This is a genomic window from Bacillus massiliigorillae (assembly GCF_000380245.2).
In the GTDB taxonomy this organism is placed as follows: Bacteria; Bacillota; Bacilli; order Bacillales; family DSM-1321; genus Bacillus_AD; species Bacillus_AD massiliigorillae.
Genome location: NZ_HG428742.1, coordinates 272,012 through 287,649 on the forward strand (window position 1 = coordinate 272,012; position 15,638 = coordinate 287,649).

Genomic DNA, 15,638 nt, shown 5'->3' on the forward strand with positions numbered 1-15,638 from the left:
TTACATGGCAAAAATCGGTGTTGAACAATCATTATCATCTGTACAACAAGCTTTACGCGATAAAGGACACGATGTAATAGAATTAAAACAAGAGCATGACACTCAAAACTGTGATTGTTGTGTCATTTCTGGATTGGATCAAAACGTGATGGGAATGCAGGACACATCCATGCAAGGTCCTGTCATCAATGCAGACGGTCTAACAGCTGACCAAGTATGTCAAGAAGTTGAAAGTCGCTTGCAATAAAGAAGAAATCGCAGTTTATCCAACTGCGATTCCTCTACTCGTAGCTGTTATTCGCCCTATCTTGTAATTTATTCGCCTTAACAGCCGATTTATTCGCTCTATCCCGTGATTTATTCTCCTTAACTACCAATTTATTCGCCCTATCCCGTGATTTATTCTCCTTAACTCAAATAACGCATTAATTCATCCAAAGATAGATGATAAACTCTGTTTCTCTTAGCCCCAGATGAATGTAAATTTAATGAAACTAACAATTTTGAAGCTTTATTCACTGATGATATACCAAGAAAACTCCGCAATTGTTCATTCGTAATGGTTGGTCCAATCAACAGCCGGTAATCCATAAGGGCTTGTATGTGTGCATTCTTAAATGATTTTCCACACCTCGGACATAACCAACGTTCTCTCTTTCTCATTAAAACAGCATCATGACAGTCTAAACACAGTATCCCTGTTAGAAGCACAGATGAGGCAATCTGAAAGCGGTTTAGGATATCATAATCAGCTTCCGTATGTTCTTTTTGCACAAGACGCAGCATTTTACAGAGATCCTTCTTCGTCCATAATTCATTTTGGAAATTGCTATTAATAGTAGAAACTTTCGTAGGGAGATTAGCAGCGTGTGTTACTATTCGATAAATATTTTCGTAATGAGGATTTGTTCTAATGAGAGTTGAGGGATTACTAATAACGACGAGCGCCTCAATAGGTAGAAGTGGAAGTTGATGATGTTTTAGCCATGCTTGGAGTTGAAACATATGTTTCTTTACTTGAAGGATTGGATCGGGGAAAATGTCTTCTTTCTCATTCATTGTACGAATCAACTGATGAAAGTTTGGTTCGAAGAATAGTATTCCAGCTATATTCTTTACTTCAATGATAAGTAGAAATCGAGTGGTAACAAACAAAATATCCATTTGAAAGAAGGAGCTTTCTCTAAATGGAATCCTGATATCATGAAATATTTCATACTCTCCTTCTAAAAAAGATAGCTGGTAGTCAATTGATAACTCGCCTCGAAAGCCTGCATAGCACTTTGCTAGTTCTTCATCTACTTTTTTCCTTGCCGGATGGCTAATAGGTAATCTTCGTTGTAGCGCCTCCAATTTCCGTATCATAATCGGCAATTTTCTTTCTTTTCTTATCAAGTTATCACCTCCATACTCTCATTTATCCCATAAAAGTGTCCTTTCTGCAACCGATACCACAAAGATTCCATAGCTCAAATTATATATCATTCTCATTGACAACCTTCCCTAAAATATGTTAATTAAACATTAGCACTCCACTAAAGAGAGTGCTAAAATAAAACAAATAACCTGTCTTTGGAAGGAGAAATGAACATGGAGAAGAAACAATTTCAAGCTGAATCAAAACGTTTATTGGATATGATGATTCATTCTATTTATTCTCAGAAGGAAATTTTCTTACGTGAATTGATTTCAAATGCTAGTGATGCCATTGATAAAATGTATTACAAGGCACTAACAGATCAATCCATTTCGTTTAACCAAAATGATTACTATATTAAAGTAAGTGCTGATAAAGAAAATCGCACATTAACAATTACAGATACAGGTATCGGGATGACAAAGGACGAGCTTGAACAGCATCTAGGTACTATTGCCAAGAGTGGATCGCTTGCATTCAAGAGTGAAAACGAATTGAAAGATGGCTATGATATTATCGGTCAATTTGGTGTAGGATTCTACTCATCCTTCATGATTGCTGATGTAGTAACTGTTATCAGTAAAGCAGTTGATAGCGAAGAAGCATTCAAATGGGAGTCTGCAGGTGCAGATGGCTATACAATCGAACCTTGTGAAAAGGATTCTGTTGGTACAACCATCACTTTAAAACTAAAAGAAAACACAGAAGATGAAAACTATGATGCATACCTAGAATCTTATCGTCTTCAATCAATCATTAAGAAGTACTCTGATTTCATCCGCTACCCAATTAAAATGGATGTAACAGAAAGCCGTCTAAAAGAAGGCAGCGAAGATGAATATGAACAAGTAACAGAAGAACGTGTAATCAACAGTATGGTTCCTATCTGGAAGAAGAATAAAAACGAACTAACAGATGCGGATTACGAGCAATTCTACCAAGAGAAACGCTACGGATTCGATAAACCTATTCGACACGTTCATGTAAAAGTAGATGGAAGCATTCGCTACAATGCAATTCTGTACATTCCAGAAAGCATTCCATTTGATTATTACTCAAAAGAATTCGAAAAAGGCTTAGAGCTCTACTCAAATGGCGTACTAATCATGGAAAAATGCGCAGACTTACTACCAGACTACTTCAGCTTCGTTAAAGGAATGGTCGACTCAGAAGACCTATCCTTAAATATTTCGCGTGAAATCCTGCAACAGGACAAGCAGTTAAAATTCATCGCGAAAAACATTAAAACGAAAATCAAAAAAGAACTAGAAAGCATGCTGAAAAATGACCGCGAGCAATATGAAGCTTTCTACAAATCTTTCGGTCGTCAATTAAAGTTTGGTGCGTATGATAACTTCGGTCAAGAAAAAGACGTACTAAAAGACTTAATTATGTTCTATTCTTCTAAAGAGAAGAAGCACGTTACATTACAAGAATATGTATCTCGTATGCCTGAAGATCAAAAGTATATTTACTATGCGACAGGCGAATCTGTTGAGCGTATCGAAAAGCTTCCACAAACAGAATTAGTATCGGACAAAGGCTACGAAATCTTATACTTAACAGAAGATATTGATGAATTTGTAGTGAAAATGCTCATGACATATGATGAAAAAGAATTCAAATCCGTTTCAAGCGGAGATCTTGGCATTGAAGATACAAACAAAACAGAAGAAAAAGAAGAAGACAAAGAGCTATTTGCCTTCATGAAAGACGTGCTAGATGGTAAAGTTGGGGCTGTTAAAGCATCGAACCGTTTGAAATCACACCCAGTTTGCTTAACGGCAGAAGGTGACGTTTCAATTGAAATGGAAAAAGTGTTAAATGCGATGCCAAACAATCAACAAGTAAAAGCGAATAAAGTATTGGAAATTAATATGGACCATAGTGTATTCCAATCTATTAAGTCAGCTTATGCACAAGATGATAAAGAAAAAGTTAAATTGTATACACACCTACTGTACAACCAAGCATTATTGATTGAAGGATTACCAATCCAAGATCCTGTTCAATTTACAAATGATATTTGTCAGGTAATGGTGTAAAAAATAAAAGCGAAGATAAAGAGTGAATCACTCTCTATCTTCGCTTTTTCTATAATACTTTATTGTATCGGTGCACCTTTCGCGATAAAAATCGCACCACATACAATCAATACAATACCAATCCACTGATATGATGTAATATTCTCCTTAAAAACCATCCAAGCCAAGAACATTCCTAATACATAGGCAATGCTTTGTAGCGGATAAGCAACACTTAAAGGCAGTTTACTTAGTACAAGTACATAAATAATCGTTCCAATACCGTACATCCCAATACCGCTAATAAACATCGGATTTAATAATAATCCCAATATATCCTGTAAGCCACTGATTACTTTCCCCTCTAGTGCTAGCTTCCAGCACCATTGTCCGCCTACCAGCAGCAAAATATTCATAAATAATAATACATATGGAAGCATCATTCTTTCTCCTTCCATTCACTTTCCATTAATGCGATTTTTTGCACTAATATCACATGTTCTTTTTGTAATTTATTTAAACGCATCGTTAAGTCTAGAATAAACATGAGGCATAATATAATTGCTAATAAGAATAGCAATGACGGGGCGTAACCTACATGAAACTTGTCCGCAATCCAATCTAGCCATTTATATTGCCATACTAATAATCCCATTCCAAGACTTAGAAGAATCCATAATATTGAATCCCTAACTCCTAATCTTCCACGTTTTACACTCTTCCAAATAATCACGTAAACAAAAAACATAATAATGATGGAAAGGATATATATATTCATGTAATCATCCTCCTTATTTACGCCATTCTTTGAGCACAGAAAAGCTTACTTTCATCATATAATATATGGTTTTCCAGGAATGAATGGATGAAAACCCCCCTTGTCTTGGTCTCATCTCAACACTAATCTCTTGAATATTCCAGCCTTTCCGACAGCCTGTTACAATTACTTCCGGTTCAGGGTAATCACTCGGGTAATCCTTTGCAAAGTGTTCAATGACGCGACGACTTTTAATACGAAAACCGCTTGTTGGATCCATAATTTTCACATGTGTAAACAAATAAATAAAGTACGTGAAAAATCCAATTCCTACTCTTCTCGCCACAGTTCCTTTGTAATATGTCTTCTCTTTAAAACGAGAACCAATAATCATATCGGCATGACTCGATTTCATTACTTCATACATTTTCTTCAGTTCGCTAATTACATGTTGGCCATCCGCATCAAATTGAACCGCGCACTCATAACGATGCTGTTCAGCATATTGATAGCCCGTTTGAACCGCCCCTCCAATCCCAAGATTATGAGGAAGATTAACAACATGAATTCTACGACTATACTGTTCTAGTATTTCTTCCGTACGATCAGTAGAGCCATCATTTATAACTATTACATCAAAAAAGGGCTCCTGCTTTTGATAAGCAAGTACTTGTTCTAACGTTTCTTCAATTGCTTCTTCTTCATTATAAGCAGGTATGATTAGTAGAACTTCTCTTTCCATCCTATTCACTCACCCTTCTAGATAACAGCAGTTTCTTGAGCCAATATATAAGAAAGACAGCACCAATCATCCAAAGAATAACTAACGGATAGTTATATCGCGGATACGCAAAATAATAGCTATTCAAAGCGACATTGATAAAAACATACCCCATTATTAAAATCATTTCAGCACGGTATTTCTTTATGAGTCCCACACTTAACCATCCAGCAATACCTGTTATCAATATTACTTGATAACATTTCACCACCGTGTCGAGAGGAATATCAAAAACAGGCTTCCAATAGAAGATTCCCTTCATATATTCGATTGGCTTTAAATATAAGTAGCTTTTGAGCATACTTTGAGGATTTGTTTCCCACCATTCCTTCATACGCTCTTGCGCTTCTACTTTTCGCTCATGCATTCTTCCAAGTATATCTGTCTCTTCAGACCTAGACTCTGCTTCAGCAACCGATGTTTGATAACTACCACCTGGATAGCCTTCTCCTTGGAAAGTACCTAGCAGCAACGGATCACCTGAGCCGCCAGTCATCGGTATAAATTTATCAAAAACCATATAATTGCGAATCCACCATGGCCCCATAACAACAAGCAAAGCTACAATACTAATAATGATTTGCCTTTTAAACACTTTCCATGGATATTTCTTAATTAAGAGATATAGAAATAAGACCAATGGATATAACGCAATATTCACACGGAAATACAACGCAACAAAATATGTAATCATCACAAAAAAGAACCAACGATTATTTTGCTTCTCCGCCAGTTTAATCGTCCCGTAAATCAGCATTAACGTCGCTAAAGTATACGGTCCTTCTGTAAGTAATAAATTATCTACTTGAATAAAAGGAGGAAATACTGCTGCCAAAATACCGACAATCCAACTCCATCTTTCTCCAACCCAATGAGCTGCCAGTTTCATAGCAACGACTATAGTCATACAACCTATTACAATATGTACAACTCTCGCTGCCCATATGCCATATTCCAGACCAAATATTTTAAAAATCACTGCTAACATAAAAGGTTCACCTGGCATCAAATGAACAGTTGGAATATCTTCAAAATGATACGTGAGCATACCACTTTCTAGTAACCTTTGTGCACTACCAACGTACCCAACATCGTCACTATCAAGCGTATAATCCAAACCATACTTTATTAAAATAGTAATTCTAAGAATGAATGCAGCTAAAACTATTAATAACGGGACAATTATTCTTGTACTTCCCTTCATAACTTCACCTTTCTAAATATCGAATACAAACTAATAATATTGGCTTTTTTCAAAATAAAGCCACTTGTTATTTTATCATGATATTTTACATATTGTATATTTAATAATTAAAATGAATTATTCTAGAATATTATTAGTAGATACCAAAAATCTGTATATATCAGAAGGCATTCATGAGTTTGTAGTAAAAATGTTAATGAAATACGATGAAAAAGACATTAAATCCGTTTCAAGTGTGGAAATCTTGGTATTGAAGATACCCAAAAGGTAGAAGACAAAGAACTATTTATCTTCATGAAAGAAGTGCTAGATGATGAAGTTGGTGCTGTAAAAGCACCAAACCGTTTGAAATCATATCCAGTCTGTTTAACTGCAGAAGGTAACGTTTCAATTGAAATGGAAAAAGTGTTAAATGCGATGCCGAATAACCAGCAAGTAAAAGCGAATAAAGTATTGGAAATCAATATGGACCATAGTGTATTCCAATCAATTAAAACTGCCTTTACACAAGAGGATAAGGAAAAAGTTAAACTGTATACACCTATACTGTACAATCAAGCATTATTGATTGTAGGTTTACCAACTCAGACCCCTGTTCAATTTACGAATGATATTTGTCAGGTGATGGTATAAGGATAAGGTATTAACAGAATAAAACCAAAAGAGCTATAGCAATTTAGTAACATGAGCTATAACTCTTTTGGTTTTTAATTTATGGTGTTGTTGAATCAACTAATACCGCATCAATAAACTTATCATCTACATCTATTACATATCCAAGAACTTTTTCTTTAATTACATCAATGGTTCCATAAGAACCTCTAATCCCCATTAATGTAGTTGGTTCATTTGCAATTAATTCATTAATACGCCCAACTGCATCAATTTTAATTGTAGATTCAGCATTAGTAATAAAGTTCTTAATTTTAGTATGAACCGTTACCACTGCCTTGGCATTAATATTTACATTATCAATGCTTCCTCTTCCATCTAATTCAGTATTCTTATTCACATTAATATTACTAACAGTTCCATTGACTTCAACCACCGAATTACTAACATTATTTTCTAAATTATCTACAGTTCCTCTTATTATAACATGCGCTTTCTTGTTAATAATTTTCACATTTTTAAAGTTGCCTTCTAATGTGACCGGAGCTTCCGTGTTAATGATCATATTTTCAACAGAGCCATTTGCTATATTACTAAATGTTACCCCCTCTTTAGCATCTTTTATTTCAACATCATTCAACTTACTCTTATTATTTATAGTACTTGTAAAATTAACAGTAGATTTATCAAAAACTAACGTATTATAAACACTTACTTGTTCATTTATATTAAAAGTTTCTGCTTTCGCTTCTACAGTCAAACCTTTATAGAATACAAGATTTCTTAGATCAATCCGTTTAAGTTTTTCATTTTCAGGGTTATCTTCATTTTTTGGGTTTCTAATATATACTCTTTCTCCTTCAATTTCACTCAAACCACCTGTTGAAGGACCATATGTTACGAACTGACCAGTTGTATAAACATATAAAGGATCTTGGAAAGTGTGTACACCTACTTCATTTAACTTATTCGATATATCAAATTCCGTAGAAAAATACTTGATTGTATCACCAGATAAAATAACATTATCATTTGATAACAGACTGTCGTTAATCACCAATAAATTCTCGCCTTTTTTCAACTTTAAATCTTCACTAACGCCTTTAGTTTTTAAATAAATTTCAATAATTTCCAATCCGTTATCTAAATTATTATCATTATCCTTAAAATCTAACTTAGCACCTGCAATATAACTGCCCTCAGGAGAATCTTCCGTCGCCTTCACAAAAGGTTTATTATTTAACTTGAAGTTGGCCAAATTATTAGCAAGTTCATACTTATAGCTTTTTGAAAAAGTGACAATGATTTTGTCATATACTTCAATAATGTTTCCATCATTATCTTTCTCTACAAGAGCATCTTTGACACCAACTACTCCAATAATATTAAATGAACCATTAAACGTACTATATAAAGGAACATCCATGACTTCAGAATAATTCTCCAAGAAATCATATGCTAAAGGTGTATCTACAACTTTAGCTGTTACCCTTGCCACCTTATCTTCCGAAACCGGAGGTACCTTTAATATTGCACTAGCTGTCCCCTTAGTAAGCGTTATTTGACGTTTATCAAATTGCCCCTCACTTGTCGAAAGCTCTATTACAAATCCACTTACCTTTGTTTCCACCGTTTTAGTAATTTTATTTATTAATTGGAATGTAATTTGTCTTTCTGTAGATTTATCAGGCTTTGTAACATATTCACTTACACTTGTCTTAATTCCCCAAACCTCATTCATAGGAAGAGTTTTGAACGACTTAGAAGCAGGTGGATGAGTGTCTTTATTCACTTTAACATCTTCTACTATCAGATTATATTCTGTATCGAAGTCTAAAGTTGTTACTGTAAGTGTCACTGTTCGTTTATCTTTGGCTAATTTAGCTGCCGTTACTTTCTTTCCTTCCACCCTAAAGTTCGTTGCCTTCACACTATCAACTTCAGTAGATAATGTAACTTCAAGGGTAGTTTGCCCTAAAAATTTAACACCTTTAATATCCAAAAAACCACCATCAGGGTTCATCGGTGATGAAAAATCCGTCTCTGCTGTTGATTGCAATACTTTATTAGCCGTAATCCCTAAAGCCTTAATTTTATAATTTTTTTTACCATATTCTAATGGGTCTGTTGTAGTAATAGTTACTTTTCTCTTATCACTTTGTACTTTGGCAGCCTTAACTGGTATTTCTTCATTCCCATCAGCTCCCATTTTTTCAATATAAAAATTAGTTGGTTTAACGGAATCCACTGACTTATTGAATCTCAGTTCCACTTCATTCGATCTAACCATCGTTGCTTCAGCAATTGTTAATTTGGCATTAGCTGGTGGCTTTATACTTGTAAAGCTATCAGATGATAACGGTTGTTTAACTTTATTTACTGTGATTCCTTCTGCCTTTATCAAATATGAAGTATCATAATTCATTCCTTCAATTACTAAAGAAACAGTACGCTTATCTTCTTTCAGTTTAGCTGATTTAATTTTCAATCCCTCGATGCTAAAATTCGTTACTTTCACAGCATCAATCTCTTTTGTAAATGTCACTTCTACTTCTTGTATATTTAATGGGTTCACTTTTAAAATAGTCGCTCCTGGTGGAACAGCTGGTGTTGTAAATGTATAAGAAGAAGCCCCTTGTTTCACTTTATTTATAGTAAGCCCATTAGCTTTCACAGTATAGGTCTTACTATGTTGTAATACATCAAGTGTTAACGTCACTTTCTTTTTGTCACTACTTAATTTCGCACTCTTGATTGTTACGCCATCAATGCTAAAATTTGTTGGTTTCACACTATCAATTGGATTAGCAAATGAGACTTCAATTGATGTTAATGTCTCAAACTTCACACCTGTTATCATTGCTCCCGCTGGGGCAGCTGGCGTTGTGAAAAAGGATGGAGTGATAGTCTGCACTTCTTTATTAACTGTAATACCTTCTACTTTTATTTCATAAATCTTACTATGGGCTAACGTATCAAGCGTTAAAATAACCTTTTTCTTATCCGCACTTAATTTCGCACCTTTTACTTTAACCCCAGCTATTATAAAATTATCCGCTTTAACACTATCAAGCGCCTTCGAAAAATTCACTTCAATTTCTGTTAAACTTACATATTTAATTTCAGTAATTTTTGGTCCTGGAGGAGCTGCCGGACTTGAGAAGGTTGCTGAAAATGGTGGTTGTATCTCTTTATCAATCGTAATACCTTCTCCACTAATTTCATAGTTCTTACCATATTCAAGCTTATCTACAGTTAATGTAACCTTTCTCTTGTCAGGACCTAATTTAACACTCTTAATTTTGACTCCATCTATTTTAAAGTGTTCTGTCTTAACACTATCAACTGCCTTAGAAAGGGTAACTTCTACTTCTGTTAAACTTACAAACTTAGCCGTTGATATTGCCAATGCTGGAGGAGTTGGTTCAGACTCAAATGTTGCAGAGGTAGCTGGTTGTAATTCTTTATTAACTGAAATTCCTTCTGCTTTTACCGTATAAGTTTCATCAAAATCTAAACTATCCACCTTTAATGTAACAGTTCTCTTATCATTTGCTAGTTTTACACTGGATACCTTCGCACCATCAATAACAAAGTTATACACCTTTACAGAATCAATCATTGTCGAGAAGGTTACTTCAACTTCCGTTCTTGATATATATTTGGCATTAGCTATTCCAAATTTAGTTGGTTTATCAGGTTCATATGGATTATTAGGATCATACTTACCTACCTTACTAGCTCTATATAAAAAATTAGCAAAATCCCCACGTTTCACTGGATGGCTAGTTCCAAACAATGTAGAAGAAACTCCATAAGTAATCTGATAGTCATATAAAGCTGAAACGGCACTACTAAAGTAACTTGGAACATCCGTAAATGGCATATTAGCCGAACCTTTCAAATTATATGCTCTTTGAATCATTAAAGCCATTTCTCCACGCGAAATTAGACTGTGCGAATTAAACTGAGTTGGCGATACCCCTTTTATAATTCCAACTGCTTTAAGTACATTTACATACGGTATTGCTCTCGCAGGTACATCCGTAAATCCAGATGGTGGAGCTCCATAAGGATTTAAATTTAAAGCTTTTGCAAACATCACAGCTGCATCAACACGCTTTATATCTTTATAAACACCAAATGTTTTAGGTGAAAAACCTTGTATTCCTCTCTCAGCTAGATAATTAACCGCTTCTTTATATGAAGGACCGACATCTGTGAATGCAGCCATTGCTCCGATTGGTGCAACCGCAGTTGCTACTAGAGTAGCACTAACAGATGATGCCATGAATTTATATACTCTTTTAGATTGTTTAGCCATTCAAAATTTCTCTCCCTTCACTTCCTAATAGTTAATAAGGACTTTTATTCATATTTTCAGAAAATGTCCTAAGTAACAAAAACAAATCCTTCTCAAGACCATCTTTCTTCCTCTTATTTTTATCGGCATAAATTCTTGATACTGTACAATGTACTATTAAAAAACACACCTGCAAAAATTTCAGATACAGGTGTGTTATGTAAAACATTTAATTTACATTAATGGTCTTTACAGCTGGAGCATTTGTTTTAACAGAGTCCTTAGCTGTAATGGTGATTTTTGTTATCGGTGGTTTTGGACTTTTAGGTATACTAATTTTGATAGAATATTGGTATTTTCCATCATTATCTAATTTAGCAGTCGCACTACCTAAGGATTTTCCATTTTCATCTGTAGCTTTAATGGAAGCTTTCTCATTTACTTTCCCACTAACAATATAATACTTTTCATCTGCTGATTTAGTGAGGGTTGGCTCTTCTAATACTGGTGGCGTAGCATCTTTCACCACAACTGTTTTCTTAGATACATTCCCTTTTGCACTCTTATCTTTAAAAAGGAAAATAAGCTTTGTATTAGCTGGTTGTTTTGGTACTTTTACAGTAAACAAACCTTTATTTCCAATCTTTACGGGCTTTTTATCTTGTAAAATAGATTCACCATTCACAAGCACATCTACTGTACCTGCTTCATCTATTTTTCCAGTAACTTCACTATCTCCCGTATCATCAATAACTATTGTTTTTGGTTCCAATAATTTCGGAGGAGTAGTATCAGCTTTTACTTTAATAACTGTCGCTTTTTTCGTTACATTTCCAGCACTATCCATAGCGGTAAGGGTTATTGGGGTATCCTTCGGCAATAGTTTCTCTAGTGAGAATGTAAATTTTCTATTTTTATCAGTTGTTTTTGTTACTTTTGATTGACCAATATCCATAGTAACTTCTCCAGCTTCACTTAGCTCACCTTCAATAACTGTAGATGTGTCATAAACAGCATTAACTTTTTTAATAACAGGAGGTACACCATCTTTAACTATTACATCATCACTTTTCGTTTTATTACCAACTAAATCTATTAATTCAAAACTAATTTTTGTTCCAATAGTTTGTTTTTTAATAGTAAATTTAAAATTTCCTAATGCATCTGTTTTCGCAGAATTCTTTAGTAGTGGTTTATCATTTGCGTACAATTGAACAGTAGCTTCTTTACTACTTTTTCCTACTATACTAGTTGTTTGATCCGTAATTTTTGGTGTTACTTCTAATGTAGGTTGTGTTGTGTCTTTTTTAACTGTAACATGCACAACCTCACTCTCTTGCTGAGGTTTCAAATTATCTACTGCTTGAATAGTAACAATATCATTTTGGTTCAAAACATTTTTCAATGAAACTGTAAAAGGATATAAACCATTTTTATCACGAGCAGATTCCTTTACTGTGACTTTACCAAGCACTCGATTGCCTAATGTAGCTGTTACAACCCCCGGCTTATTGACAGTCCCACTAATAACTTTACTTGAATTAAAAATGTCCTTCACCACAACCACTGGTGGTTCATTATCTGCTTTAGAATTTACAGTGACAACCAGCTTCGTTTGGTTAGGAGTAGGTCTTTTTGTATCTTTAAAAATAAAAGTTACTTTCTTATTAGCAATCAGTGATTTTACATTTATCGAAAATGAACCATCTTTTTTAGTAGGCAATGGTTCAGAAATACCTGAATCAAGAATAGTCTCCTTATCAATTACCGCTTCTATTGTTCCTTTCTTATTCAATTTACCATTTATCACCGTTTGACCTTCTACTAAACTAAGTGTAGTTTCTAACTTCGGTGCTCTAAGATCATCCTTAACAATAGCTATATATTCTTTACTTTTGTTGCTACTACTATCCTCTGCAACTATTTTTATTTTTGTACCTATTGGTAATTTTCCCCCTAAAGTAATAGCCAACTTATAAATGTCATCCTTTAATTCATTTGTGAAAGTTGTAGTTACTACTTTCCACTCATTAGAGGTTGAGTTATACATTTCTACATTTACAGATTCTATTTCTTTATCCGACTCACCAGTAATAATTGAAGTAGTGTCATAAATTTCATCAACTTTAGTAATAATAGGGGCTATTACATCTGTTACTGTTACTATAATTTCATCCGTATTAAAGTTTCCTGCTGCATCCTTAATAACAATTTTAATATCCGTCCCGCTTGGTTGTTTAGCAATAGGCATTTTAAAATTCCCATCCTTATCTGTTAAAAACGGGTTAGCATTTAATGGTTTTTCATCAACAAATAACTGTACATAAGCTATTTTGTTAACTTTTCCTTCCACTATCGTCGAATTATTTGTAACTATAGGTGTAGTAACTAAAGAAGGTTCATCTCCATCACTCTTGACGGTTACATTTACAACTTTACTTTCTAAAGAAGGTGTAGCATTATCTTTCATTTGAAAGGCTAATACATCCCCTTTTTTATAAAAAGAATCTAATTCTAAACTAAATTCGTATTTATTATCCGAAATTCTATTTGCCTCTGTTATCATAACTGTTCCTATTGTTTTGTTACCATAAGTAGCCGTCATAACCCCTGGTTCACTAACATTTCCTGTAGCATATTTGGAAGTATCAGATATTTGATCGATTCTTTTGATTTCTGGAGGTGTAGTATCTTGAACAGTGACTATTTCACAAGAGGTACTTTTATCCTCATCCGTACCAATAAATTCGAAAGTTATTTTTGTATTTGCTTTCTGTTTTGGAATTTTAACTTCAAATTCTTTACTTGGTGTTTCAGTCGACGTAAGTTCTATACCATTAGTTATATTATTATTATTATAAATAACTACCCTAACTATTGCCTCTCTATCTAATGCTCCTTTAATAGTGTAATCTCTTGAGTCACCAACAATTCCGATTGGTGTTACTAGTTTTGGTGCTTCATAGTCTCCGCTTGTTGCAGCGATTGCTTCTGAATGAAAAATACCAGTTCCACTTAAAATAGTAGAAGAGGTTAGAACACATGCAAGAGCTAAAGACATTATGTATTTTTTCTTTTTCATTGTTATATCCTCCTTATCTTTAACATTATGAAGTACTACAAAAAGCCCATATATTGTCTTTTATCGTCCTCGATTACCAAAAGTTTAGCCATTTATCCCTAAAGTTCCTATGCATTCGAATGTTATTCATTTATTATTCAAAATTCATCAATAATTTTCGATATATCACAAACACTCTATACAACTTACTACATAATAAAAAAGCACTACCATACTCAATCTATACGATTTCGTGAATGGCTAGCACTTTTTCTTCATTATTTAACCTCCCTACTTCAACCTTTAAAAATAAACATTATATGTAAAATACACCAGAAATAAATTAGCTATAGGTCAAAATAATAAAATTTACATTCTTAGTTATTTAGCAATTAGAATATAAATCTCCTAAACTACTCCTAACTAATCTAGTTAGCAATAATTAGAACTGTTATATACAGGCACACAATATGTAAATACAATACAAAATATCTATTTTATGGTATTTTATTATTAGTATATATGAAGGGAAATCTATTGAAATGAAAAAAGAATTATTATTCACCGCAGCCACTGTAACAATTGCAGCGGTAGCCGTTGCACCTCAAATACAAGTCCAGGCTTCAAGCGCAGATACTCCACCTGGCTTCTACAACATTTCAACTAAGAAATATACGAGTATGAATTTGTTTCAACTACTATCTACACAAGAAAAAATATCATTACTTCTTCATAATGATACTTATGTCTTAGTAGGTACTAATGTATTACAAGCGAAACACTTGTTATTCTCAACTGATGCTACAATTAATCGCTCTATTATACCTTTATATAGTTTTGAAACTATCAATAACATTGATCTATCAGTAATCGCCAATACGACATTAGCATCTAAAGTAATCAATATAAAATCTCTCAATAAAACAACCGTAGAGGTAACGTTTTCTGAAACAATAAATAGCCTATCATCCTTATACTTTGCTATCGAAGGTCTTAATGTAGTACAAACAAGCACGAAAAACACTGATAATAAAACCGTTATCCTTACAACAGCTTTACAACAGGATGGAAGAGAATACATCGTTAGACTTAATAATACGATAATCGGTAAATTCAAAACTATACCTTCAGCACCTACATCCATAACATTACTACATCCAGTTCAAGCCCAAGTAGGAAAGTCGATAACACTAAAAGCTGATATTGGTCAAAAAACAGCTGGTATACCTATAACATTCAACATCGATGCACCCACTGGGAGCTCTAATAAAGATATAATAGTTGAAATACTAACCAATGCAGAAGGTATAGCTCAATACACTTATACGCAAGAATCGTTAGGTCGTGATTTAATCACAGTCTACTTAACAAACTCGCTAATGATACAAGATTTAGGAGCGATTTACTGGGTAACTGAATAAAAAAACGCAGATGAAAATGATCTTCATTCATTCTCATCTGCGCATCAACATACTATGA

10 protein-coding genes and 1 pseudogene are annotated in these 15,638 nt (G+C 33.9%); 4 read left to right on the forward strand and 7 right to left on the reverse strand.

What is annotated here, in order from left to right; genetic code table 11:
• Positions 1-4 precede the first annotated feature (4 nt).
• Complete coding sequence (locus TX86_RS17460) at positions 5-247, forward strand: YkuS family protein (protein WP_042350882.1); 243 nt, start codon at positions 5-7, stop codon at positions 245-247.
• A gap of 161 nt (positions 248-408) precedes the next feature.
• On the opposite strand, the gene TX86_RS17465 is transcribed toward TX86_RS17460, so the two are convergent.
• Positions 409-1,395 (reverse strand): nuclease-related domain-containing protein, encoded by a 987-nt coding sequence (locus TX86_RS17465; protein ID WP_042350883.1) that lies wholly within the window; start codon positions 1,393-1,395, stop codon positions 409-411.
• 195 nt (positions 1,396-1,590) lie between these two features.
• Here TX86_RS17465 and htpG point away from each other — a divergent pair, with 195 nt between their 5' ends.
• Positions 1,591-3,462 carry a molecular chaperone HtpG gene (gene htpG, locus TX86_RS17470; protein ID WP_042350884.1) on the forward strand — a complete coding sequence of 624 codons (1,872 nt, stop codon included), beginning with the start codon at positions 1,591-1,593 and terminating at the stop codon, positions 3,460-3,462.
• A gap of 59 nt (positions 3,463-3,521) precedes the next feature.
• On the opposite strand, the gene TX86_RS17475 is transcribed toward htpG, so the two are convergent.
• From TX86_RS17475 to TX86_RS17490, 4 genes are read right to left on the reverse strand one after another with little or no spacing between them, the layout of a single operon-like run.
• The gene (locus tag TX86_RS17475) at positions 3,522-3,884 is read right to left on the reverse strand and encodes an EamA family transporter (RefSeq protein ID WP_042350886.1); all 363 of its coding nucleotides are present in this window, start codon (positions 3,882-3,884) and stop codon (positions 3,522-3,524) included.
• Positions 3,881-4,219, reverse strand: coding sequence for a DUF2304 domain-containing protein (locus TX86_RS17480; RefSeq protein ID WP_042350888.1), 339 nt, complete (start codon positions 4,217-4,219; stop codon positions 3,881-3,883). The genes TX86_RS17475 and TX86_RS17480 overlap by 4 nt, the downstream gene beginning before the upstream one ends.
• Before the next feature lie 13 nt (positions 4,220-4,232).
• Positions 4,233-4,940 carry a glycosyltransferase family 2 protein gene (locus tag TX86_RS17485; protein ID WP_042350889.1) on the reverse strand — a complete coding sequence of 236 codons (708 nt, stop codon included), beginning with the start codon at positions 4,938-4,940 and terminating at the stop codon, positions 4,233-4,235.
• 1 nt (position 4,941) lies between these two features.
• Entirely contained in the window at positions 4,942-6,183 is a 1,242-nt protein-coding gene (locus TX86_RS17490; protein WP_042350891.1) for an ArnT family glycosyltransferase, read from the reverse strand.
• Between the two features lie 151 nt (positions 6,184-6,334).
• Between TX86_RS17490 and TX86_RS17495 the strand changes: the two are divergent.
• A pseudogene (locus tag TX86_RS17495) lies at positions 6,335-6,816 on the forward strand (molecular chaperone HtpG); the annotation flags it as partial.
• Positions 6,817-6,895: 79 nt separating this feature from the next.
• On the opposite strand, the gene TX86_RS25880 reads toward TX86_RS17495, so the two are convergent.
• Positions 6,896-11,119 carry an S-layer homology domain-containing protein gene (locus TX86_RS25880; protein WP_052343728.1) on the reverse strand — a complete coding sequence of 1,408 codons (4,224 nt, stop codon included), beginning with the start codon at positions 11,117-11,119 and terminating at the stop codon, positions 6,896-6,898.
• Between the two features lie 208 nt (positions 11,120-11,327).
• Positions 11,328-14,180, reverse strand: coding sequence for an Ig-like domain-containing protein (locus tag TX86_RS17505; protein ID WP_042350894.1), 2,853 nt, complete (start codon positions 14,178-14,180; stop codon positions 11,328-11,330).
• 521 nt (positions 14,181-14,701) lie between these two features.
• On the opposite strand from TX86_RS17505, the gene TX86_RS17510 reads away from it, so the two are divergent.
• On the forward strand, positions 14,702-15,580 hold the full coding sequence (locus TX86_RS17510) for a hypothetical protein (protein WP_042350896.1): 879 nt from the start codon (positions 14,702-14,704) through the stop codon (positions 15,578-15,580).
• Positions 15,581-15,638 lie beyond the last annotated feature (58 nt).